This window comes from Clostridium sp. UBA4548, assembly GCF_002387895.1.
GTDB lineage: Bacteria > Bacillota > Clostridia > Clostridiales > Clostridiaceae > Clostridium_J.
In genome coordinates this window covers 148008-169225 of record NZ_DGLI01000037.1, presented here as the reverse complement: position 1 = coordinate 169225, position 21218 = coordinate 148008, and the positions used below count along the sequence as shown (strand labels likewise).

Here is a 21218-nt window from a genome sequence, read left to right as displayed (position 1 = left end):
TTTACTTTACTGTCTTTATTAAATTAATTAATTCTTCTTTAGTTTTTATCTTATCTTCAAACTTATCTTGTAAATACTTAGGTAATTTATGCTCAACTTTATTATCATCTATATAAAATTTTCCGTAATAAATGCCCACTGGTTCATAACAATTCTCTACTTTGACTCCACCAGTATACTTGTTAAGAAATACTACTATATGCTCTCCTTTATCTAATGGTGGCATACCATCAAATCTGTGTTTTACAGGTTTGATTTTATTTATATCTATGTCCTTATCAGGGGATTTCTCCTTATATTTTTTGTATAAAAACTCTTTATCCATAATGCCGCCTGATTCTACAACACATATTGATGAACCTTTTATAATATTACTATCACTTTTATAAACCTCAGTAATCTCTATCTGAGAAATAGTAAATGGGGTCTGTGTATATATTACATTTCTTGTACTTTTAACTATACCCTCTATTATCATATCCGAATATTGCTTTAACTCTTCTATGTTATTAAAGTATTTTATAAGATGTGGTTTTGTATCAACTATATCATATTCTAAGCTGTTATCATTATTATCCACTAGATTTAGCACTGAAATTGTTGTAGCTAGATTTTTATTATCTAATTTTAAGATTTGTTCAAGTTTATTATTGAAACCAATCGTAAATAAGGTCATTATGAAAAAAACAAGAGATATTAGTTTTCTTCTTATTTTATTTACTCCTTCCTAAATTGTGAATCTTAGTTGTTTATTATTAACTGTAGCATGCTCCAATTAATAATTTAAAATTTAGGTTGTACTATAATAAAATATTAAGATTTTGAGCAAAATAAAAAGAGTGATAAATCATCACTCTTTGAGTCACTTTTTAAGAAATTTACGAATTAAATATTAGTTTTCAATCATGCTTTTACTTTAGAAATATTTTAAATATCCTGTAGATTCTTTATTAGCTCTATTGCACCATTTTCCCATAATTCAGTATATCTTTTTTCAACTCTAAAACCATTTTTCTCATAAAAACTAATTGTTTCTTTATACGATTTTTTTACATCTGGAGGGACTGTAAAAACCTTTATGTATTCAAACCCTAAGCTTTTTACATATTTAAAGAAATAGTTAATATTTATAGTTCCTAACCCTTTCCTCCTATAGTCTGGATGTGTTCCCATTATACTAATATTTATTGTACCATCTAAACAAGTAAACATAATAAATGACACTATTAGTCCATTTACACTTAAACATACCACATCTTGAAACATCAAATCTCATTCAGTGTCCTCTGGTACATTATTAGTAAACCATTTCACAGTTAGCTGTTCTGAAATTTCCTTGATTCTTTTTACTATATCATTCCCTGGTCTGCTATAAATAAAAATTTCATATTCCATCTTTTCACCTCATACTTTACATGGTGCATAATATTTTACCATTGTTCATCTATCATAAATTCAGGATAAATGCACAACGTTGAGAAAATTATATCATTGATAAGAAATCTATAATTTATTCCATAAAATCCATAAATCATTTGCATTTTTCTTCAATTTTATTCCTTTACTAACTATATAGATTGGCCATTTTATCAAACAAATACCAGATAATTAGTAATAATCTATAAAACTTCTACTATGTAAAATATATCCATTGTCATCAAATCTTATATATTTTCTCATGATACTCAGAGCTTTTATTCTTCTTTTAAATATGAAATACCTATTACAGAATCAAAATTAGTAGTTTTCTTAAGGTTTTTATCTTCAATTTTAGGGTGAACTAATTCTACAATAAAATTCCCTTTGCTAGAAGAATAAATTATACTTCTTATCAAATATAAATCACCGTCTTTAAGTTTTTCTCTTTCTTTTTTTATGTCACTTGGTAATACTTTGCTAATCAGCTTTATTGCTTCATCATAAGGTAATTTAGTTGGATTAAGTTCACATGCATAAGTGTAATCTTGTAATATATACCAATACTTTTTATTATCAATAGTAGGTATTTCATTTAAGCGAAAACTAGATACTATTTCATTTTCACTTTCATAGAAATAGCCTGATTGTGGTACTATGCCATAAGTTAATTGCCCTTTATTAACATTATCATATCTTTTTTTAATAACACTATTATCTGGCTCATCATCATAAGGAATATTATTAATGATAATACTAGAATTAGAATTACTAGCCTCATTAAGTACTTCTTCATTTAGTTTATTTTCTTTTTGACAGCCTACTAATAACATTGTCATTATTCCAGCAATAATACAAAATAATATGCGTTTTTTCATAAATCCTCCTGAAAGCAATATTTATCAATTAAACAGCAGGTAAATTCATTAATCAAAATTTATCTGTTTGATTTTATTTATTAACTTTATTTTTAATAAACTGTATGAAATCTTCTAATGTACCTATTTCAAATTTTGCATTTTTTCTAATGAATGTTAGTGACTTATCCTTAGTTTTATCTCCCAAAACAACTAAATCCTTATCTACAACAAAATACTTTATATCCTCATAACTTATTGTGATGTGAGCACTAACATCAATTCTATTATATTCAACAGTATAATACGTATCATAAAAGCAAACTTTTTGAACACCCTGTGAATTCTTATTTTTGTCTAGATATTTTTTAAAGGGAATCAATACAAGTTTTTTATCATTAATAAAAAATACTAAAAGTAGTATTAATAGAAACAAAGCAAGTACTATTAATGTCCAATCAGTAGGCTGTCCAATGGTGTATTCATATAATACACCTACTAATGGAATTGAGAGGATAACCATTCCAAATAAGGTAGTAACTTTTATTATTAATCTTGATTTTTTAAGTAAAACTAAAATTAACTCTTTAGTATCATTTATATTTACCTGTGAAGTAACCTGATAATTAAGATTTTCTTGCATATTATTCCCCTTAATTTTTATTAGTTTTATAACTAAAGTTATTATCAATTTTTAATTTTAAATAATCAATTAATTTATCATAATCTCCTACCCCAAGTTCTCTTTTAGGAATCAATATAACGGTAGCTAAATTATCTAACATTATAAATAATTTATTTTCTTCATCATATATTGCTTGTATCGTAGAATACTTATATTGATAACAATATGATTTTTTTCCACTTTCCGACTTTACTATAAAGTAATCATCTTCAAATGTAATCTTCGTATTTTGATGAAGGTTACTATTCTTCTTGCTATAAAAATAATTTGCAATTAAATAGAGGTTCCAGGCTAAAATATAAAGCAATAATAGTACAATAAAAATAATACTAAGAATGATTTTATCCTCTACATATACTGTGGCTATGTATATCATTACAAGTGAAAAGATGGTCTGAATAATTCTTATTGCAATAATGCTGTTTTTATAAAGTTTTTTGCAAATAAACTGTGCTAATTCAAAGGTGTCATTTGAATTGTACTTTATTCCAATAGAAATCATAGCTCCCCCTTAAATGTAATACTTATATAATTACATATTACTATTAATTGTAATTAATGTAAATGAATTCACTTTAAGTAAAGTACTTCTTCATACATAAAAATATTTTAATAGACTTATAAATTNNAATTTATAAGTCTATTAAAATTTCTAGCTATTTGTTTTATATTACTATTTAAACTATTTATATTTTTCATTATTGTTTTTATATTATTGTCAATCTCTTTAGATTAATTATTTTCATTAGTGTCATATATTAACAAAATTGAGTACTTATTAACTTAAGAGTATTCTCATTTTCAATATTAATATTTTTTGCAAAGGTAATAATAAGTTGAAATATGAATAACTTCTTGCATAATCACAATGGTACCTACAATATTTACCATGATTTCTTGATTCAATAAAGCCAAAATAAACATAGCAATAACCTCAGCAAGTATTGTTACTAAATAAGTGAAATTTCCACTTTTCTCATAAATCCAATTAAATCGTTCTTCTTTTTGCTGAATCTCAAATTCTTTAAGCATCTGAGGATTCTTTGATGTTTTAATAAATTGAATTAATTTTCTAATAGAAATAGCAGTAAATGATAATGTCAACCATTTAATGTTCTTGTTATTACCTAATTTGATTATATTTACAATAAATAGTGCTATGCCAACAAGTGCAATTATTCCATGGAAAATGATTTTTTTCTTTAATATTTTCATAATGATTCCTCCTCATAAATAAAAATTTCCTCAATACTCATGTCAAAATACCGTGCAATTTTAAAGGCTAAAATAATAGATGGATTATACCGTCCATTTTCAAGAGAACCTATAGTTTGTCTTGATACCTCTAAGGCTATCGCCAGTTCTTCCTGCCGAATACCTTTTGACTTTCGAATTTCTTCTAATCTATTTTTCACTTCAAAACTCCCTTCTTTAATATTGGAAAGTTTACTTTACATATATATTACCATGATATACCACTTATGTAAAGTAAACTTTCCATACTTTCCAAAAAAATTAATAGACCATTTTTTAGTCTGCTACATCTAATATAAATAATAGCTACTTAACTTAAAATTACACTAGTGATACTAAATAACAATATTATTCACTAATTGGTTCTAAATCGCTATTATCTAACGTTGGTGTACTTACTTTCTTTATTAGTTTAATTAACTTCTCTTTTGTTTCAACCTTATCTTCAAATTTATACTCTAAATACTTAGATAGTTTATGCCCTATTTTGTTACAGTATATATGGAATTTTCATTCTTTATTTTCTTCTATTCCGAAAATAAAAAGACAATCTATAGCTAATACTTAAGCACCTTAAAAGCTTTAGCTATAAATTGTCTAATATTATTTCTTTTTAGTTATTCTATATTAAAACGTACCATCTTTGATAAACTTCTCAACGTCATCTAACATTAAGTTAGCAGCTTTAACGCCACCAGCTGTGTTCCATATAGCATCATCAACCTTAAAAACTTTATTGTTTTTAGATACTTCTAAAGTTTTAAATAGTGGATCTTCAACCCATTCTTTTTCTCTAGCTGCTCCTTCACCTTTTTCATTTTCATAGGTAAAGTAGAACATTACATCTCCATCAGCTTCTTTAATTCTTTCTTTGCCAATTTCTAATGTGAATTCTGTACTTTGTTGAGCTTCTGGTCTAGCAAAGCCTATTTGCTTAAGGATAGTTCCTGAAAAAGTATCTCCAAGATATATTCTAGTTTTACCAGGCATAAATCTTACTAAGGAAATCTTAGTTTGAAGCTTGTCTCCAGCTGTTTTAGCTATTTTTTCAACTCTAGCATCGAATTTACTTAAAACTTCTTTCGCTTCTTTCTCTTTATTTAATACCTTTCCATAAAACTCAAAGTTTGTCTTCCATTCACCTCTTAGTGTATCTGAGTACACTGTTGGTGCTATTTCAGAAAGTTGAGTGTATATTTTTTCATGTCTCATCTTATTACCAATAATTAAATCTGGTTTAAGTGCAGCTATAGCCTCTATGTTAACTTGGCCTTCTGTTCCTAAATTTTGAACTCCGTCCATTTCCTTTTCTATATGTGCATACCATGGTTTACCAGTCCAAGATTGAACTGCACCTACTGGCTTAACTCCTAGTTCAAGTAAAGCTTCTGTTCCTTCATTTGTAAGAATAACTACCTTCTTAGGCTCACCATTTATTAAAGTTTGTCCCATAGCATGGTCCACTATTCTTGTTGCCTTGCTTGCATCAGCTGGAGCCTCTTTTGCAGCACCACTGGAGCAGGCAGTGAAGGTTACAGCCATAACCATAGTTACTGTTAGTGCTGTGACTGCTTTTAATATTTTTTTGCTAATTTTACTTTTTAAACTGTTGCTAAACATATGTATTCCCTCCAAATATATATTAAATTTCTTTTCAAGCTATATTTTGCCTAGATGTATAATATCACAGCTTTTTATTAATTGCAACTGAATATCATTTAGATTTGATAATAATTTTTAATATCATTGACACTAATAAAATCTGACTTTATACTATATATGAATTTATATATTTATTTTAGAGAGGATGTTACATAGTGTTATCTATAAGTAATAAAAAGGTTCTACACAATAACAAAAGAAAAGTCTTTCTTCTTATTATTTTAATTTTGATCTTAGTACTAGCTTTTCTCGGAAGTATAGTATTAGGTTACATAAAAACAGATTTAAAGGATTTATATAGTACCTATAAAAACTTCCAAGGTACTACAGAACAAATAGTAATACAAAGTTCAAGAATGCCAAGAGCTCTAACTGCTCTGTTTGTTGGAGCTGCTTTAAGTGTTTCTGGAGTTTTAATGCAAACTTTAACCAAAAACCCTATGGCCTCCCCTGGGCTTTTAGGAGTTAATTCAGGAGCAGCTTTTTTCATGGTATTTGTATATAGTTTTTTCCCTAGCGTTGGAACTAATTACTCAATTTTGTTTTCTTTTATAGGTGCCGCACTTTCTGTAGTTTTAGTGTACACCCTTGCTGGTGGTTTAAAGGGGCACATCCAAACCTTCGATTTAACCATATCTGGGGCTGCAATCTCAGCCTTATTTATGTCCTTTACTCAATCAGTGCTTTATAAAGATCAAACTACAATGGAAGAAATTATCTATTGGCTCACAGGTTCTGTTGAAGGAACAAATGTAGATACTCTTTTAAAGGTGGTGCCCTTCATTGTAATAGCCCTTATTTTAAGTTTTTTAATGGCACGAAATTTAGATATATTTTCTCTAGGAGAAGAAATTGCAAAAGGTCTTGGAGTAAAAACAGAGCTATTAAAGGTTCAAATGATAATTCTTGTAGTGATTTTAGCTGGAGCTTCTGTAGCCGTTGCAGGTCCAATTAGCCTTGTGGGTCTAGTTATTCCACATATTACAAAGGCAATGGTTGGTTCAGAATTTAAATGGGTAATTCCTTATAGTGCAGTTCTTGGTTCCATACTTCTTTTACTTTCTGATATTGCTTCAAGATTTATAATATACCCAAAAGAAGTTCCAGTTGGAGCAGTTACAGCTATAATAGGTACCTTTTTCTTTGTTTATATAGCTAGAAAGGCGGAAAATAAGTAATGGATAAGTTTATAGTAGTTAGAAAAAATAAATTTTCTTTAATATATGAGAAAAGAAGTTTTAAAGTATTAGTATCAATCTTATTATTAGGATTTATATCGATGGTTATTAGCCTTTGTATTGGACAAACCTTTATTCCACTTGATAAAGTCATTAACACAATTTTAGGTGGAAAAGGTGGGGAAGCTTACATAATTAATTCTCTAAGACTCCCAAGAGCCTTAGTTGGTTTTTTAGTTGGTGCCTCCTTAGGTCTTTCTGGTGCAATTTTGCAAGGAGTTGTTAAAAATCCTTTAGCTGACCCAAATGTTATGGGCGTAGTAAATGGTGGTTCCGTTGGTGCTCTTTTCTTTTTAACTCTATTTACAAATCCAAAGAACAACTCACTAACTACCAGTATATTTTATATGCCTGTATTTACTTTTGCTGGTGCCTTTTTATCAGTTTTATTAATTTATTTTCTTGCACTAAAAAAAGGAGTAACCCCTTTTAGGTTAATCCTTATTGGTATTGCAATATCAGGAGCTCTAAAAGCAATTACCTCAATTTTAATAATAAGCGGACCTGTAGTTTTCATCGCAGAAGCTCAAATTTGGTTAACAGGTACAATATACGGAACCACCTGGATTCACGTTAAGCTTCTAACTCCTTGGTTTATATTATTATTTATTCTTACAATAATTTTCACAAGAGAATTAAACCTTCAAAATCTTGAAGATAACATTTCAACGGGTCTTGGAACTAAAGTTGAAAAACTTAGATTTTTACTTATGATTATCAGTGCAGCCCTTGCTAGTGGCGCCGTTGCTGTAGGTGGTGGCATTAGTTTTGTTGGTCTTATTGCACCACATATATGCAGAAAACTTACCAACTCTAGCTTTGAAAATATAATTCCTTTGTCTGCTCTAATAGGTGGAATCATAGTAGTTTTATCAGATTTAGCTGCAAGAACACTATTTTTCCCTTTAGATCTGCCTGTAGGAATCTTTACCGCTGGTGTTGGCGCTCCATTTTTTATTTACTTATTGATTAAAAATCAAAGAACTATGAAGAGAGGGATTTAAATGAATTTTTCAGCAGAAAACTTAACTTTAGGCTATGGAGATTATATAGTTCTTAAAGATATAAATGTTACTATACCAAAAAATAAGATTACCATTCTTGTTGGAAGTAACGGTTGTGGTAAATCTACCTTGCTTAAAACCATGTCTAGACTTTTAAAACCCTTCGAGGGAAAAGTAGTTCTCGGAGATGAAGATATCTTTTCAAAACCTAATAAAGAAGTTGCTAAGAAGCTTTCAATATTAACTCAAAGCCCTACTGCTCCTTCTGATTTAACTGTATTTAATTTAGTGAAACAAGGTAGATACCCATACCAAAGTTGGTTTAATCAATGGAGTAAAGAAGATGAGAAAATTGTAGAATATGCTCTTGAGAAAACAGGCATAAGCGATATAAAAGATAAAAAGCTATCTGATCTTTCCGGTGGTCAAAAACAAAGAGCTTGGATTGCTATGACTCTAGCTCAACAAACAGACATCATCCTACTAGATGAACCTACTAACCACTTAGATATCAAATATAAAATAGAAGTCCTTGACTTATTAAAGGAGCTAAATGAAAAGGAAAATAGAACTATTGTAATAGTATTACATGATATTAACCTGGCTTGTAGATATGCAGATCATATAATTGCAATCAAAGATGGCAAGGTCTACGGCGAAGGAAAACCAGAGGAAATTATCTCAGAAAGTCTTATTAAAGAAGTTTTTCAAATAAACTCTAAAATAGTTCCCTGCCCTGTGTTTAATACTCCTATGTGTATTATTTTTCAATAACATAATAGTTAATTCTTAGCCTAATAAAGTTTTAGCTAACAATAGCTTACTATTAGTTTTCTATAAATAGTTTTCTTTAAGAAATATATCATAAATATGAAACATCCCCAGAGGAAAGTACCCTTGCATTGTTAAATGCTTGGTGGCTATCCTTTGGGGATGTTTTTATTACTTTATTTAATCGCAATTATAGTATTCTCATGAAACTGTTGCCTAGTAGCATTGTTTATTAAGCATGTATTTGCCCTGCTAGAACCACGCTATCTTCAATTTTTAAACAATCTCTCTTCCTTTCCAAAGATACTTCTTGTATATACTACAGCTGTGCAAACTCCCTCTCAATAGCTTCAGTAACTTCTGAATAATGCCTAATTCCCTTATCAATATCTGCTGTAAGTGCTTCAGAAACTACGGGAAATTCATCAATAAATTGAAGCCCTTGTATTTCCTTGATTCCATATTCATTTAAGCTATTAACTATCTCTTCTTTTCTATCAGTCCATATTCTCATATACTTAAAGCTTGACACGTATATTTCATTCATTGAATTTTCATCATAGTATGCTATGCCAAATTCTAAAAATCCATCATTAGTGAGTTCAAATTTATATTCTTGAAAGATTGCTAAAAGATTTTCCTTACTTGTAAAATCACTTAAGGTTGGGTCTTCACCTTTAAAACCCATAACACCATAAGCAATATCACCAATTAACTTATTTGCTAAGCCACAAAATACATCCCAAATTTTATCAGCATCAATATTTACTTCTACATAATTAGAGAATTTCTCATTTGAAACTTCGTGCAATACAAACCCTTCTACTATGTTTGCCGAGTTCCTTTTTTCATTAATTGCTTTTGCATCTAATTCACTTGGGTAATTCTCATCTTTAGGGACTCCAATTCCTAATGGTAGTTTATACATAGCCATACCATCAACTCCTTATAAGTAATCAGACTAAAAAACTATTGTCTACCTATTTCTAACCCTAACCCCTTTTTTTGTATGATATAAAAGCATACATTATCTTTCTCATCTTTTATTACCCCAACATTAAACTTTGATAAATCTAATAGTTCCATTAACATGGTTGGAGTTTCTACATTCCATTCAATATTATCTAACCAGTAAGGAAAGTCACCTTCTGGATTATCTGTGTGAAAATAAATTGCATCATTGGTTCCATCATGCTTATCTAAATATATCCATGTTTGAAAATCTCTTTTGCTACCCTTTGTTTCTAGTTCAATTTTTTCTATAATTTTAAGATAATACATAATATGAATTTTTCTATGTTTATAACTTACTAAAGTTATTCCATGCCAATCTAAATGTTCATGCCACATTCTACACCAGGAATCTTCTGATAGGTCTACTTCAAAATTTCTTACTTGATACTCAACACCTCTATAATGTTTTTTCAAATCTCTTGTTTTCTTTTTCATAAATTCTTCCCCCAAATAATTATTTAGTAAAAACCATACTTGAATACATTGTTAGCTGTAATTGCCTTATTAAAAAATTGTAATTAATAGTAATATAATAGGAATACTTATTAAAAATATGCCAAGCAAAATGTTGCTTATCCAATCCCTAGTTTTCTTTTCATATTTAGCTTCTTTTAAATTTCTTTGTAAACTCGTTAAGAAATGCTTATAATTTGTTATGCACTTATATTCTGCAATGATAATCCCCTTATCAATGAATTCTATATAGCTAGGAGTTTTACTTATTCTAATATCACTACCATCAAATGAAAATTGAATGGAATTTTCATTCAAAGTATTCTTTAGAATCTCTTTATATGTTTCCTTATCAATATTATAAATTCCATATTTTATATCACTGACCCTACTGTATATTATATAAGCTACAAGGATAATAATAGGAATTACCCCCATAGCTATCCATTCTAATTCTACCATATTATTATCTATAAAAGTGGTTTGAATTAAAAAGTTTATAGAAATAAAAAAATAACTTATCTCTCTTGCACTATAATGTTGTATTATAACTTTTTTCTTGTAACACATTACGCCTTGGAAAATAAAATATAGTCCAAAGGATAACGATAAGATAGTAATAAATATTAATTTTAATTTTAATTTTAAGTTCAAGCCCCTTCCTCCTTTTAATTGGTAATGGAGCATCACTGGCAGATTCTTAGTATAAGTACTAGAACCTTTGCTTCCACTCAACATAATAACATAAATTAATTATACCATTTATGTATTTTACTTACATATAACTATGCAAATAATTGTCTTAACTCCTATACATAAAGCCATTATTATAATTACAAAAACATTAGTTTTCTTCTCAGTTTACTGTTCATTCCTAAATCACAAATTCTAGTTAGTGGCTTTTGAATGTGGCATATTAGTAATAGCTAATCAAAGTTTTAAGTAGTGCTAATTATACCTTGAAACTTTGAGCAAAATAAAAAGAGTGATAAAATGTCACTCTTTGAGTCATTTTTAAAAATTTCAGTGTCATATTTTCTTGTGAATTTTGTAGACATTAATAAAAGAAACTATGAAAGCAATCCACATAAAAGGAGTAGCTCACCTGAAAATGGAAAAATTATGAGAGTTAATTTTTCTTGTATACTTACGTAAAAACACCCATCACCTGATTCTTTCCAGGTGAAAGGTGTTAATCAATATACTATTTGCTATTAACTGTCTCCATTTACAAAAGATCTAGCTTAGTTTGAGATGTTTAAGGACTTTAAAACTTCTTTATAACTCGTTGTTCCAAAACCAATTATAGAACCATCATTTAGTTCTACTTTAATTCCTTTGATATGTTTGAAAATTTTATCATAGGTTATTTTTTGAACTTCCTGTAGGCTATATTCAACCCTTGATGCCTTCTTATTATCTGCGGGTATAAAAACAATTCTATCAGGCGTGGTTATCAAAGTTCCATTTCCTATTAATCGGTCAGTGTAGTAATTCGCAAGCCCCTTGAAAGAAATATTATCGATGCCCGTTAAATCAATCTTATTTGCACTTTTAGTATAGAAACTCATGTAAATAAAAAGCACAATAAAAAATACTACAAAAGTAAAGAATGCAACCATGGGTGCCATTTCCTTGTCCACAAATAAATTGCAAATTAAATAAGCTGCTGATGCAAAAATTAAACTCAAAGAGAATGTTTTGCCTAAGTATTCCTTCATATTAATCCCCCCGTTATGTATATTTGAGTAAAAGCCTTTATAGCCCTAACCTGTCAGATAACTACTAGCTTCCTTATACTAGTATCGTTAATACTACCACTTCTATTTAGTAAGATAATGCCAATTAATTATACTATTTATATATTTTATTTACTCATACCTACCTCAATAAGTAACTTTCTATTAATTTTTATGCAAATAAAAAAGTTTGTTGAATATCTCATCAAACTCTAAAACTCTCATTTTGAAAAGGGTTAGAACTAATAATTCTTAAGTGTAAAACATTAAATTATATATAATCAATAAAACCATCTTTTATATATCCATATATTTTTATGGAGTCATTAAGTACCTCACCAGGAACATGAATCTCTCGCAGTATATGAATAATATCATTTTTCAATTCTTTGCTATTAACTTTAATCTCTAGCCACTCAATCTTACTATATTCTCTTAACTGAAAATGATTAAACCATTCTGAATCCCAATTGCTTAATAATCCATTATCAATGTTTCTTACCCTCCATAATACTGTGCCTGGGTAATTACACATGGCCATTCTAATTTCTTTCCACTTAGTATTATTCATTAAACTGTTGTATTCTCTAAAGCTCATATTTTTCACGCTCCAAAATCTATTACCTACAATTTATAGGATACTCTCCTTTATACTTCCACAGTTTATAAATTGTATAACATTCATCTGGTCCTAGTTCAAATTTATTTCCTAAACACGTATTCTTCAAGTAAGTCCTCAGATTTATAAATTCAATAATTCCTTCTTCTGTGTCAAATAGGCCAAATTCATTCACCTTTAAATTATTCATTTCTACAATTCTCCCTATATCACTATTTACACAGGAATAATAATCTGAACCACAGTAACCATAATCAAATCCAATAAACGTAAAATCCTTCTTTAAAACTTCACTAGAAACAGTTAGCATTGGTAATTTCTTTTCAGTTTCACAAAGAAGAACAATAATCTTCACCCCTGCTCTGTTGCAGGCATTTATATATCTATTTAAAACCCCAATATTATTGATATCATCTGCTCTCAAGTAATCTGAAAATGAAGTAACATTATTATCTATATAATTTATAAAAAATTGTAGTTCATTCTTTTCGACATTGGGACTGTCTAAGTCAAGTGGCCAAACATCACCTTCGATTCCTTGGTAATTTGAGTTTTTAGAGCGATGATTCTTTTTCTCTTCAATAATAAGAAAGCCATTGGCAAAATATTTTACTTCTCCTGACACATACATATTTATATCACCTTCTTTTAATATACTTTAACTAAATAAGCATTATATAATTAAAAAAACTTTATATAATGCTTATTTAGTGCTACTTATTATTCTCTTCCATCAATAATCAAAGCTATCTTTAATAAATTATTGATTGAAGTTATAAGTTCTTACTCTTATAAGTCAACATAATTCTGTATATTAAAACTTATCCATTCTAAACCTGATATATTTGTTCTACTACATATTCCTTCAAAGCTCCACTTTTTTCCTGCATTGATCTCAGGTCCAACTATATGACAATCTTGTCCTAGTAATTTATAAGTTCTTAGGACTTCAAATATAGCTTTTTCAACTTCGTCTATTCCAAGTGGGGTTGTAAAACTAACTTCATATAGAGAGTTGTCCTTCCAATATTTCTGTGAGCTTATTACTGTAATAGGTTTTTCTATAACTTTCTCTAGTTTTTTAATCATTAACTTAATTTTACTTTCTGAGTTAATCTTAAAATAGGCTTTCCAACATATATTTTCAAATTTCATTCTTGTAATTGTTCTCCCTATACTCCTTAATATTATCAATTGCTGCATTTAAAACGCCTATAAGCTCTTTAGCATTTTCTAAGTCTAAAACAACTTCTGAATCACCACCATGTCGCTCAGTGACCCCAATTATTAATTTATCTGCAAAAGTACTGATAATTACACCTGCTATATCATCCTCATCTGAATTTTGACCTTCTAGATATTTAAAACTCTTTCTTGTAATTTCCATTAATAATTCTCCTATTCTGAAACTACTCAATCAACGTATTTATTTTGCAAACTCTGCCTCTACCCCAAGTTTTGAGTGAGGCAAATAGGTTATATTATAATTGAGTTTGTAATATATTGTCTTATATCTATGTTGGAATTTAACTTCTATTATTTCATTAGTATTAAAATCTCTTACAGTTACATATTGAACTTGTCTATTTTTTGTTGACCCTGTTCTAACTTTTTCAACTTCACAATAACTTTTCATATACTCGCCTTTTACTACATTAGGGATATCCAAAGTCATTAGCAAAAGCTCTTTAGCGATGAAAAAATATAATACTAGGCTAATTGCACTTGATAAGGTAACGAGACCTATATTTCCGATTTTTTTAGACAGTGAAACTTTATTCCTGGGTTTCTTTTTTCTTTTTTTACCTTTGTCATCATTTAGTTTTTCTTTTAATGCAAAATAAATGAATGCAAATATACCCGCTGAAAAAACCACAAAAAACAGTGTCAAAAATATATACCACGCCCAGAAAAACACATAACCACTCCCTAAGTAGTATAGTATCCCACCAGCAATTAAGATTGCTATTAAGCCCCTTTTATCTTTATTCTTACTTGACTTCCTATTTTTCTTAAACTTCATAAATAATATAACTCCCCATTATTTATTAGTTTTTCACTAATTTCTCTTAATAAGATACATTTTGAAATAAAAACTTAAATTTCTCTTGTTCATTTATTAATCTCATTTTTATCTCCATATAAAAATATAGTTATACTTAAACCATATCTAATACTAATATAGTTTTAAAATTTTAGATATTTGAGGGTTATCTATGGAAACCGCTATACTTATTAAGTTCCCAGGTTTAACACAAAATGAATCACGTAGAAAATCTAGTATTGTTGAACTCCCTATATACTCCTTAGATTCATATTCGTAGGAATATGTTATTTTTCGGGTACCTTGAATAAATATTGCATTCATATTTGTAATTTTTGCTGTAATAACCTTATATGCTTTAAACCTATTTCTTATAAAGTTGGCTCTAAACTTATATATTAAAATAAGAATTATTTCGATGGGAATAGTTAAGTACCATATTTCAGGCTGTATAGCAAGATTTATAATTATTATAAGTATATATGCTATGGACATAATCTTTGCAAATCCTGCCGCAACATCTAAATTTATCATTTTACTTAGTTCTTCTTTACTATTATTCATAATTCACCTCACAAAACTAGTTTTTTAATATCCTAAATTGATTTCTACTACTATCTTGATATCCCATAAAGTTTCCTACTGAATACACACCTTGCTCTAAGTAACTTTTTATAAGTTACTTAAACTTATCCACTAGAGAATAATCAAGTTATGTACTTAATCTTCATCCTTATAAATTTTCTCGATATTCTATTCAATAAAATCAACTGAAACTTTTTCACAAACAATGTTTCCCACTAGTCCTAAACTAGCATCTATTGTAACTTCAATAAAATCTCCATTATATCTAAACTCTATTCCCAAAATAATGTTTGAACTCCACCAATCCTGAAAATCCATCTCCTTAATTCCCAAAAACTTTAAAACTATTTTACATTTTTCTCTTCTATCCGGGACTGTATTCATTTCTATTATCATGGATATACCACTGGAATCAAGCCTTACTTCTTCTATTTCGTCATCATGAAAGGATGGCCAATATTCATATACACTAATAACTTTATATGATCCTTTAATAGATTTTCTTGGAGAAAAAATTAATTGAAATTCGCAGTTGCCTGGATGTATGTCATCTCTATACCACGGACTTAAAACTATAAATTTCCCATTTTCGTCCTCATCAATCTCTATTATTGTAGCAGTATAGCTTTCTTTCTCAGAGTAAATAATCTTGATTTTATCGTATCCCTGAAACTCAATATCCTCATCTGATTCATAGTAAACTTTATGCCAGTTGAACTCTAACTTAATTGTTTTAATAATTTGGCATTTTAACATAGCTAAATTCCGCCTTCCCTCATAAATATTTTGCTAATAATCTCCCTATGCTTTAACGCTTCCTCATCACTACTATCAATGCTCAAAACTTTATTAATCCACTCTAAAGACTTGTGATATTTCCTTAAATAATAGTAGCAATTTGCAACCATATTCATTACTTCAATATCATTTGGAAATAATAAATTAGAATGGTGAAAAACTTTTAATGCTTCATTATATTCCTTAATTTTATACAAAACACATGCTTTGTTAAAATATGCACTTGAATCACTATCATCTAATTGTATGCTTAAATCAAACTCTTCAATAGCTTTTTTATAATCATTTAATCTAGAGTAAGCAATACCTAAATTTAGATGATATTCTGCTTCTTTATCATGTAACTCGATAGCTTTTTTATAGTATGTTTTTGCTGTTTCAAACTCTCCTACTTTATCATAGTAAACACCTAAGTAGTAATAAACATCACCCTCATTTGGATTTACCATTAAAGCTCTATTAAAGTTACCTAATGCTTCAGTATAATTCTCTAGCTTAAGGTATACTCTTCCCTTATTAAAAAGCGCTCTTTCCCATAATCTTATTTGTAATACTTCATCAAAAGTGCTCAAAGCTTTACTATATTTTCCTAAGTTTAGATAACAACACCCTATATAATTTAATGAAGAAGTTCTATCTTCTTTTATCTTAAGTGCTTCCTTAAAGTATTTAATTGCCTCTTCATATTTTCCTTCAACATATAAATTTTCCCCTGTGTCATATAGATTCATTAAACTGCTCATTATAACCCCTTTGTTTTGTAAATTATTACTATAATTATATCATCTTGGAATTCTAACTACACCTCCTAAGTTAAGGATTTTATCTATTATGTTCTCAATTAAATTAAATAAAAAAAGTTTGCCTAATACCTAAGCAAACTTAATTTTTTTATCTACCTAATTCAATTATGTTAGCAATAAGAGCTTTACATCTTCCGCAATCTTCTCCTGTGCCAGCTCCTGTAACTTCTCCAACTTTTTCAACAGTATTAGCTCCATTTTTTACTGAATCAACTACTGTCTTAAGAGAAACTTCCTTGCAGCCACATACAGATGAAAGAATATTTTCAAGTTCACTTTTACATCCTTCACACTGAGTACAAACTCCAGCCTTTTGGACTAAATCCTCTACTGTTCTTGCACCACCACACATAGCCTTTCTAATTGTTATATAGTCAACATTATTTTCAGTACAAATTGTTCTATTGCCTGCCATATAAATCACTCCTAATCTTTTGTATATGATTTTAATAATTTGTGATAACCACCTTAATATTATTACATTTATCAATATATCACAATATTAGAGTGTGTAAATATTTTAATATTGTGTTTTATATTACAGGTTAAAATAAAGTATTGAAAATTATTTAAAGAGTACCTAATTTACAAAACTACCTAAGAATTTTCTTATATTGCTTTCACAGACTATAGTATTTTTTTCTTAAGTATTATAAGAAAATCTTCCTCCAATTTATCTTTAAGCAATTATCTTACTTAAAGAAACTGGTGGAAGATTTATTGATTCCTAAACTACCCACTCTTCGCAATTCCACACCTCTGTTACAATATCATTGTAAAACTCTGGTTCGTGGCATACTAAAATCATGCTGCCCTCATATTCTTTTAAGGCACGTCTCAATTCATCTTTAGCATGGATATCTAAATGGTTTATAGGCTCATCTAAAACTAATATATTTGAGGGTTTGTTAATTAGTTTGCATAGTCTTAGTTTAGCTTGTTCTCCTCCACTTAATATATCCACAGTACTGTCTATATGCTGCCTAGTTAATCCACACTGTGCAAGACTTTTTCTTACTTCTGTCACTGTCATTTGTGGAAAGCCATCCCACATATCATATAAAACCTCTGTGGTATTATCCTCTGCCATTTCCTGCTGAAAATAACCTATCTTTGTATATTCACTTAGTGTTATTTCACCACTTATAGGCTCTAAAAATCCAAGTAAGCTTTTTAAAAGAGTGGTTTTTCCTAAACCATTAGCTCCAGTTATTGCAATTTTTTGTCCTCTTTTCATCTTTAAATTAAGAGGTATGCTTAAGGGCTTATCATATCCAATAACTAAGTTTTGGGTTTGAAAAATCATATTTTCTGGCATTGCTACACTTATAAAATTAAAGTAAGGCTTAATTATATCTTTTTTAATTTCTATTCTTTCAATTTTATTAAGCTTTTTTTCTCTTGCTTTAGCTTGTTTTGCTGTTGAAGCTCTTACTTTATTTTTTCTTATATAGTCTTCAAGCTTTTTAATTTCCGTTTGCTGCTCTTTATATTCAATAAGCCGCTGTTGTCTTCTAATTTCATAAAGCCTAACAAAGTAATCGTAGTTCCCTTCATATCTTGTTAGCTCTTTGTGTTCAAGATGATAAACTACATTTACTACACTGTTTATAAAACTATTATCATGGGATATTAGTATGAATGCATTTTCATAATCTATCAAGTAACCCTTTAGCCATTCTACATGCTCTTCATCTAGATGGTTAGTTGGCTCATCTAATAACAAAATATCAGGCTTTTCTAAAAGAAGCTTGGCAAGTAAAATTTTAATTCTCTGTCCCCCACTTAAGGTGGAAACTTCCTTTTCTAAAAGCTCTTTGAAGCCAAGACCATTTGCCGTTGCCTGTATTTTTGAATCAATGCTGTAAAAATCACTTTTATCTAGTATTTCTTGGATTTTAGCTATTTTATTTAAGGCTTTATCCATTTCCTCAGTATTCATATTACCAAGGCTATTATATAAACCATTAATTTTATCTTCCATATTATATAAATCAATAAATGCTTCTCTCAAGAAATCTATTGTGCTAACCCCTTCTTTTAAATCAATCAGCTGATCCATATATCCAATGGTATATTTTTTATTCCAATGAATACTTCCACCATCTGGCAGAAGCTGATTTGTAATAATTTTCATAAAGGTGGATTTGCCCTCTCCGTTAGCTCCAATAAGCCCCACATGTTCTCCCTTATATAGATTAAAGGATACATTACTAAAAAGTATTCTATCTCCGAAAGAATGGTTCATGTTTTCAATTGTTAAAATGCTCATAAATTCTGCACCTCCTGTACCCTCATTAACTATAATATCATCTATCAGTGCAAGCACCCAAGTTTATAAATGTTTCTGTAATAAACATGACCATAAAAAGCTAAAGGCATATCTTCATAGCAAAAACTACGAAAATATGCCTTATATATAGGGAAGTAAAATCAATAATTGTTTATACATTGAATCTCCCTTGGTTCCTTTAAGACTTTTTTGAGATGAATAATTAAAATTCATCATGGAAGCCCCTATCACCCATATTTTTTTTGATTCCTGATTATTCTTCTAATGCTACTTTCCGTTAAGAAATACGCTTCGCATAGGATTTTAACCGACACCCCAGAGGAATACTTGCTAAAAATTTCTTTATCTCTAGCTTCAAGTTGCCTTTTGGTTTCAGTATTTTCTCCCCAGGATTTTTTATTTTCATTTTTTCTAGGTATATAAATATATCCCCCATCAATATAGTCTTGAATTAGTTCTATTATATTGTTTGGTAATATATTCTCTGCTTTCTCATATTTCATAATTCTTCGCTCCAATCTACATTTAATTCCTAAATGAAGATGCAAAGACTGAATAAAACATGAAAAACTTAATATTTACTTACAAGATATACAACATGATAATTTAAAATTAAATTAAGTGGTTTTAACACTTTTGTGTAACTTTAGTTTTCTCTGCAGATATCTATTTATTAGCTCCAAGCAAAAGTTTTTCATATTCTACAAGCTTTGCATGGAGCCTACTACTATTGTTTGACACATATCTAATCCACTTCCTTTTTTACCCTATAATAAACTATTTTACTATTCTTTGTCAATTTTGTTCCTTATATACTGAACTGAAAAGTTAGTATACTACTTATAAAGTCATATTTATTTAATTTTATTAATATCTCAAAAACCCATGACCTAATTATAATTAAATGGCTTTAAAGTAGTTTTCCTATAAAGTTATAGGCAATTTCATCTTCCCATTGAGAAATTTTAATGTGTTCAAAGGTTTCTCCTCCAACAGAGTAGCTTAATAATTCCTTAAGCTCCTTATAATACTTTTCTCTATCTATCCTGATTTTGCTAAGTAAACTCTTTTGAGCACAAGGCTTGCTATTTGCGTCAGAGGGAAGCATTAGCATTGCTAAACCACCAACATACTTATTTTTATTCACATTGGGTTTGATCATATTTATATAAGTAGTGCCATCCTTTGGACTTTTAAGGTTAAAAAATATAAGTTTGTCCGAAATATCATAATCCCCTTTAAAAGTTTTAACCTCTTCTCCCTTTGAAAGTATTTTAAATACAGCTTCATCATTTAAAAATTCAACAACACCTTCATGAATAGCTCCTTCTTTTGCTATGTTTGTCACTAAGAAATAAATATAATACTGCTCTTCAAATATGTCTAATTGAACTTTTTCCCTATTTTCTACATTTTCAAGTTCTCCTGAAACTAATGGAGTAGTTATAAGTTGTTCTAAAGTTAAGTTATAAACCTCACATATAAATATTAAGGTTTCAATGGAGGGAAAAGCCTCTCCAGCCTTATATTTAGAAAGTAAATCCTCTGAAACCCCAATCTTTTTAGCTAGATTTTTTTGAGTTAACTCTAATTGAATTAGCTTTTTTAAATTATAAATAAAAGTTTTCGATGCTCTTTCAAAAATGTGATTTTTTAAAGCTTTAATTTCGTTAATGTTACTTTCCGTAACTTCTGAGTTATTCTTTATATAATTTAATTTATTCTTAATATTTTCATCTATTCCTTTAAGCTCCAATAAATTCTTTTTCACCATTTTCACCACCAATTGTAATTCCTATAATAATAATCAAGTTACTTGAATATTATTCAAGTATGTATTATAAACTTTTCAAGTATTTTTGATACTTCTATATAGTAATTGTAACAAGACAGCTAATATATTACCATAATAATGAAGTTTGAAACTCATATTTTATAGGCACTAAGAAAATTTTATTTAGAGATTTTATATATAGATAGACA

The 21218-nt window shown here is 28.8% G+C and carries 28 protein-coding genes; 3 read left to right on the top strand and 25 right to left on the bottom strand.

Going from position 1 to position 21218, the window contains the following annotated elements; genetic code table 11:
* Position 1: 1 nt before the first annotated feature.
* The 9 genes from B3040_RS14380 to B3040_RS14340 all read right to left on the bottom strand — a co-directional run bounded on the left by B3040_RS14380 (position 2) and on the right by B3040_RS14340 (position 5832).
* Complete coding sequence (locus tag B3040_RS14380) at positions 2-676, bottom strand: hypothetical protein (RefSeq protein ID WP_291574541.1); 675 nt, start codon at positions 674-676, stop codon at positions 2-4.
* Positions 677-927: 251 nt separating this feature from the next.
* Complete coding sequence (locus B3040_RS14375; protein WP_291574621.1) at positions 928-1266, bottom strand: GNAT family N-acetyltransferase; 339 nt, start codon at positions 1264-1266, stop codon at positions 928-930.
* A 6-nt stretch (positions 1267-1272) separates the two neighbouring features.
* Positions 1273-1395, bottom strand: a complete 123-nt coding sequence (locus B3040_RS14370; protein WP_291574539.1) for a hypothetical protein — start codon at positions 1393-1395, stop codon at positions 1273-1275.
* Between the two features lie 299 nt (positions 1396-1694).
* A complete protein-coding gene (locus tag B3040_RS14365) occupies positions 1695-2294 on the bottom strand; it encodes a hypothetical protein (protein ID WP_291574537.1) in 600 nt (199 codons plus the stop codon).
* 73 nt (positions 2295-2367) lie between these two features.
* Positions 2368-2916, bottom strand: a complete 549-nt coding sequence (locus B3040_RS14360; protein WP_291574534.1) for a hypothetical protein — start codon at positions 2914-2916, stop codon at positions 2368-2370.
* A 10-nt stretch (positions 2917-2926) separates the two neighbouring features.
* Complete coding sequence (locus B3040_RS14355; RefSeq protein WP_291574531.1) at positions 2927-3460, bottom strand: YcxB family protein; 534 nt, start codon at positions 3458-3460, stop codon at positions 2927-2929.
* A 305-nt stretch (positions 3461-3765) separates the two neighbouring features.
* Entirely contained in the window at positions 3766-4173 is a 408-nt protein-coding gene (locus B3040_RS14350; protein ID WP_291574529.1) for a hypothetical protein, read from the bottom strand.
* Complete coding sequence (locus B3040_RS14345; protein ID WP_291574528.1) at positions 4170-4373, bottom strand: helix-turn-helix transcriptional regulator; 204 nt, start codon at positions 4371-4373, stop codon at positions 4170-4172. The genes B3040_RS14350 and B3040_RS14345 overlap by 4 nt, the downstream gene beginning before the upstream one ends.
* Before the next feature lie 466 nt (positions 4374-4839).
* The gene (locus B3040_RS14340) at positions 4840-5832 is read right to left on the bottom strand and encodes an ABC transporter substrate-binding protein (protein WP_291574525.1); all 993 of its coding nucleotides are present in this window, start codon (positions 5830-5832) and stop codon (positions 4840-4842) included.
* A 269-nt stretch (positions 5833-6101) separates the two neighbouring features.
* On the opposite strand from B3040_RS14340, the gene B3040_RS14335 reads away from it, so the two are divergent.
* From B3040_RS14335 to B3040_RS14325, 3 genes are read left to right on the top strand one after another with little or no spacing between them, the layout of a single operon-like run.
* Positions 6102-7052, top strand: coding sequence for a FecCD family ABC transporter permease (locus tag B3040_RS14335; protein WP_291574523.1), 951 nt, complete (start codon positions 6102-6104; stop codon positions 7050-7052).
* Positions 7052-8116 carry a FecCD family ABC transporter permease gene (locus tag B3040_RS14330; protein WP_291574521.1) on the top strand — a complete coding sequence of 355 codons (1065 nt, stop codon included), beginning with the start codon at positions 7052-7054 and terminating at the stop codon, positions 8114-8116. The genes B3040_RS14335 and B3040_RS14330 overlap by 1 nt, the downstream gene beginning before the upstream one ends.
* Positions 8117-8890 (top strand): ABC transporter ATP-binding protein, encoded by a 774-nt coding sequence (locus B3040_RS14325; protein WP_291574518.1) that lies wholly within the window; start codon positions 8117-8119, stop codon positions 8888-8890.
* A 316-nt stretch (positions 8891-9206) separates the two neighbouring features.
* Here the strand turns inward: B3040_RS14325 and B3040_RS14320 are convergent, their stop codons facing one another.
* From B3040_RS14320 to B3040_RS14245, 16 genes are all read right to left on the bottom strand, one after another.
* Positions 9207-9821: a hypothetical protein gene (locus B3040_RS14320; protein ID WP_291574515.1), complete on the bottom strand. Its 615-nt coding sequence runs from the start codon at positions 9819-9821 to the stop codon at positions 9207-9209.
* A gap of 35 nt (positions 9822-9856) precedes the next feature.
* Positions 9857-10336, bottom strand: a complete 480-nt coding sequence (locus B3040_RS14315; RefSeq protein ID WP_291574512.1) for a hypothetical protein — start codon at positions 10334-10336, stop codon at positions 9857-9859.
* A 69-nt stretch (positions 10337-10405) separates the two neighbouring features.
* On the bottom strand, positions 10406-11008 hold the full coding sequence (locus tag B3040_RS14310) for a hypothetical protein (RefSeq protein WP_291574509.1): 603 nt from the start codon (positions 11006-11008) through the stop codon (positions 10406-10408).
* 590 nt (positions 11009-11598) lie between these two features.
* The gene (locus B3040_RS14305) at positions 11599-12075 is read right to left on the bottom strand and encodes a hypothetical protein (protein ID WP_291574507.1); all 477 of its coding nucleotides are present in this window, start codon (positions 12073-12075) and stop codon (positions 11599-11601) included.
* A gap of 289 nt (positions 12076-12364) precedes the next feature.
* Positions 12365-12691, bottom strand: coding sequence for a DUF6678 family protein (locus B3040_RS14300; RefSeq protein WP_291574505.1), 327 nt, complete (start codon positions 12689-12691; stop codon positions 12365-12367).
* A gap of 22 nt (positions 12692-12713) precedes the next feature.
* Positions 12714-13343, bottom strand: coding sequence for a hypothetical protein (locus tag B3040_RS14295; RefSeq protein WP_291574503.1), 630 nt, complete (start codon positions 13341-13343; stop codon positions 12714-12716).
* A gap of 158 nt (positions 13344-13501) precedes the next feature.
* Positions 13502-13867 carry a hypothetical protein gene (locus tag B3040_RS14290; protein ID WP_291574502.1) on the bottom strand — a complete coding sequence of 122 codons (366 nt, stop codon included), beginning with the start codon at positions 13865-13867 and terminating at the stop codon, positions 13502-13504.
* The gene (locus B3040_RS14285) at positions 13857-14099 is read right to left on the bottom strand and encodes a hypothetical protein (RefSeq protein WP_291574500.1); all 243 of its coding nucleotides are present in this window, start codon (positions 14097-14099) and stop codon (positions 13857-13859) included. Before B3040_RS14285 ends, B3040_RS14290 begins: the two co-directional genes overlap by 11 nt.
* 39 nt (positions 14100-14138) lie before the next feature.
* On the bottom strand, positions 14139-14735 hold the full coding sequence (locus tag B3040_RS14280) for a hypothetical protein (RefSeq protein WP_291574498.1): 597 nt from the start codon (positions 14733-14735) through the stop codon (positions 14139-14141).
* Positions 14736-14888: 153 nt separating this feature from the next.
* Positions 14889-15320 carry a hypothetical protein gene (locus B3040_RS14275; protein ID WP_291574496.1) on the bottom strand — a complete coding sequence of 144 codons (432 nt, stop codon included), beginning with the start codon at positions 15318-15320 and terminating at the stop codon, positions 14889-14891.
* A gap of 189 nt (positions 15321-15509) precedes the next feature.
* Entirely contained in the window at positions 15510-16097 is a 588-nt protein-coding gene (locus B3040_RS14270) for an Imm50 family immunity protein (RefSeq protein ID WP_291574495.1), read from the bottom strand.
* A 2-nt stretch (positions 16098-16099) separates the two neighbouring features.
* Positions 16100-16882 carry a tetratricopeptide repeat protein gene (locus tag B3040_RS14265; RefSeq protein WP_291574492.1) on the bottom strand — a complete coding sequence of 261 codons (783 nt, stop codon included), beginning with the start codon at positions 16880-16882 and terminating at the stop codon, positions 16100-16102.
* Positions 16883-17030: 148 nt separating this feature from the next.
* The gene (locus B3040_RS14260; RefSeq protein ID WP_291574491.1) at positions 17031-17357 is read right to left on the bottom strand and encodes a (2Fe-2S)-binding protein; all 327 of its coding nucleotides are present in this window, start codon (positions 17355-17357) and stop codon (positions 17031-17033) included.
* A 312-nt stretch (positions 17358-17669) separates the two neighbouring features.
* Positions 17670-19214 (bottom strand): ABC-F family ATP-binding cassette domain-containing protein, encoded by a 1545-nt coding sequence (locus B3040_RS14255; RefSeq protein WP_291574489.1) that lies wholly within the window; start codon positions 19212-19214, stop codon positions 17670-17672.
* 248 nt (positions 19215-19462) lie between these two features.
* Positions 19463-19753 carry a CD3324 family protein gene (locus B3040_RS14250; RefSeq protein WP_291574487.1) on the bottom strand — a complete coding sequence of 97 codons (291 nt, stop codon included), beginning with the start codon at positions 19751-19753 and terminating at the stop codon, positions 19463-19465.
* 392 nt (positions 19754-20145) lie between these two features.
* Positions 20146-21006 (bottom strand): helix-turn-helix domain-containing protein, encoded by an 861-nt coding sequence (locus B3040_RS14245; RefSeq protein ID WP_291574618.1) that lies wholly within the window; start codon positions 21004-21006, stop codon positions 20146-20148.
* Between the last annotated feature and the right edge of the window lie 212 nt (positions 21007-21218).

Coding starts and splice junctions, on each gene's coding strand:
- B3040_RS14275 (WP_291574496.1), bottom strand. CDS start 15,320: ATGAATAATAGTAAAGAAGAACTAAGTAAAATGATAAATTTAGATGTT.
- B3040_RS14255 (WP_291574489.1), bottom strand. CDS start 19,214: ATGAGCATTTTAACAATTGAAAACATGAACCATTCTTTCGGAGATAGA.
- B3040_RS14295 (WP_291574503.1), bottom strand. CDS start 13,343: ATGTATGTGTCAGGAGAAGTAAAATATTTTGCCAATGGCTTTCTTATT.
- B3040_RS14305 (WP_291574507.1), bottom strand. CDS start 12,075: ATGAAGGAATACTTAGGCAAAACATTCTCTTTGAGTTTAATTTTTGCA.
- B3040_RS14340 (WP_291574525.1), bottom strand. CDS start 5,832: ATGTTTAGCAACAGTTTAAAAAGTAAAATTAGCAAAAAAATATTAAAA.
- B3040_RS14365 (WP_291574537.1), bottom strand. CDS start 2,294: ATGAAAAAACGCATATTATTTTGTATTATTGCTGGAATAATGACAATG.
- B3040_RS14330 (WP_291574521.1), top strand. CDS start 7,052: ATGGATAAGTTTATAGTAGTTAGAAAAAATAAATTTTCTTTAATATAT.
- B3040_RS14315 (WP_291574512.1), bottom strand. CDS start 10,336: ATGAAAAAGAAAACAAGAGATTTGAAAAAACATTATAGAGGTGTTGAG.
- B3040_RS14285 (WP_291574500.1), bottom strand. CDS start 14,099: ATGGAAATTACAAGAAAGAGTTTTAAATATCTAGAAGGTCAAAATTCA.
- B3040_RS14280 (WP_291574498.1), bottom strand. CDS start 14,735: ATGAAGTTTAAGAAAAATAGGAAGTCAAGTAAGAATAAAGATAAAAGG.
- B3040_RS14380 (WP_291574541.1), bottom strand. CDS start 676: ATGACCTTATTTACGATTGGTTTCAATAATAAACTTGAACAAATCTTA.
- B3040_RS14320 (WP_291574515.1), bottom strand. CDS start 9,821: ATGGCTATGTATAAACTACCATTAGGAATTGGAGTCCCTAAAGATGAG.
- B3040_RS14355 (WP_291574531.1), bottom strand. CDS start 3,460: ATGATTTCTATTGGAATAAAGTACAATTCAAATGACACCTTTGAATTA.
- B3040_RS14265 (WP_291574492.1), bottom strand. CDS start 16,882: ATGAGCAGTTTAATGAATCTATATGACACAGGGGAAAATTTATATGTT.
- B3040_RS14350 (WP_291574529.1), bottom strand. CDS start 4,173: ATGAAAATATTAAAGAAAAAAATCATTTTCCATGGAATAATTGCACTT.
- B3040_RS14360 (WP_291574534.1), bottom strand. CDS start 2,916: ATGCAAGAAAATCTTAATTATCAGGTTACTTCACAGGTAAATATAAAT.
- B3040_RS14300 (WP_291574505.1), bottom strand. CDS start 12,691: ATGAGCTTTAGAGAATACAACAGTTTAATGAATAATACTAAGTGGAAA.
- B3040_RS14270 (WP_291574495.1), bottom strand. CDS start 16,097: ATGTTAAAATGCCAAATTATTAAAACAATTAAGTTAGAGTTCAACTGG.
- B3040_RS14260 (WP_291574491.1), bottom strand. CDS start 17,357: ATGGCAGGCAATAGAACAATTTGTACTGAAAATAATGTTGACTATATA.
- B3040_RS14290 (WP_291574502.1), bottom strand. CDS start 13,867: ATGAAATTTGAAAATATATGTTGGAAAGCCTATTTTAAGATTAACTCA.
- B3040_RS14370 (WP_291574539.1), bottom strand. CDS start 1,395: ATGGAATATGAAATTTTTATTTATAGCAGACCAGGGAATGATATAGTA.
- B3040_RS14325 (WP_291574518.1), top strand. CDS start 8,117: ATGAATTTTTCAGCAGAAAACTTAACTTTAGGCTATGGAGATTATATA.
- B3040_RS14375 (WP_291574621.1), bottom strand. CDS start 1,266: ATGTTTCAAGATGTGGTATGTTTAAGTGTAAATGGACTAATAGTGTCA.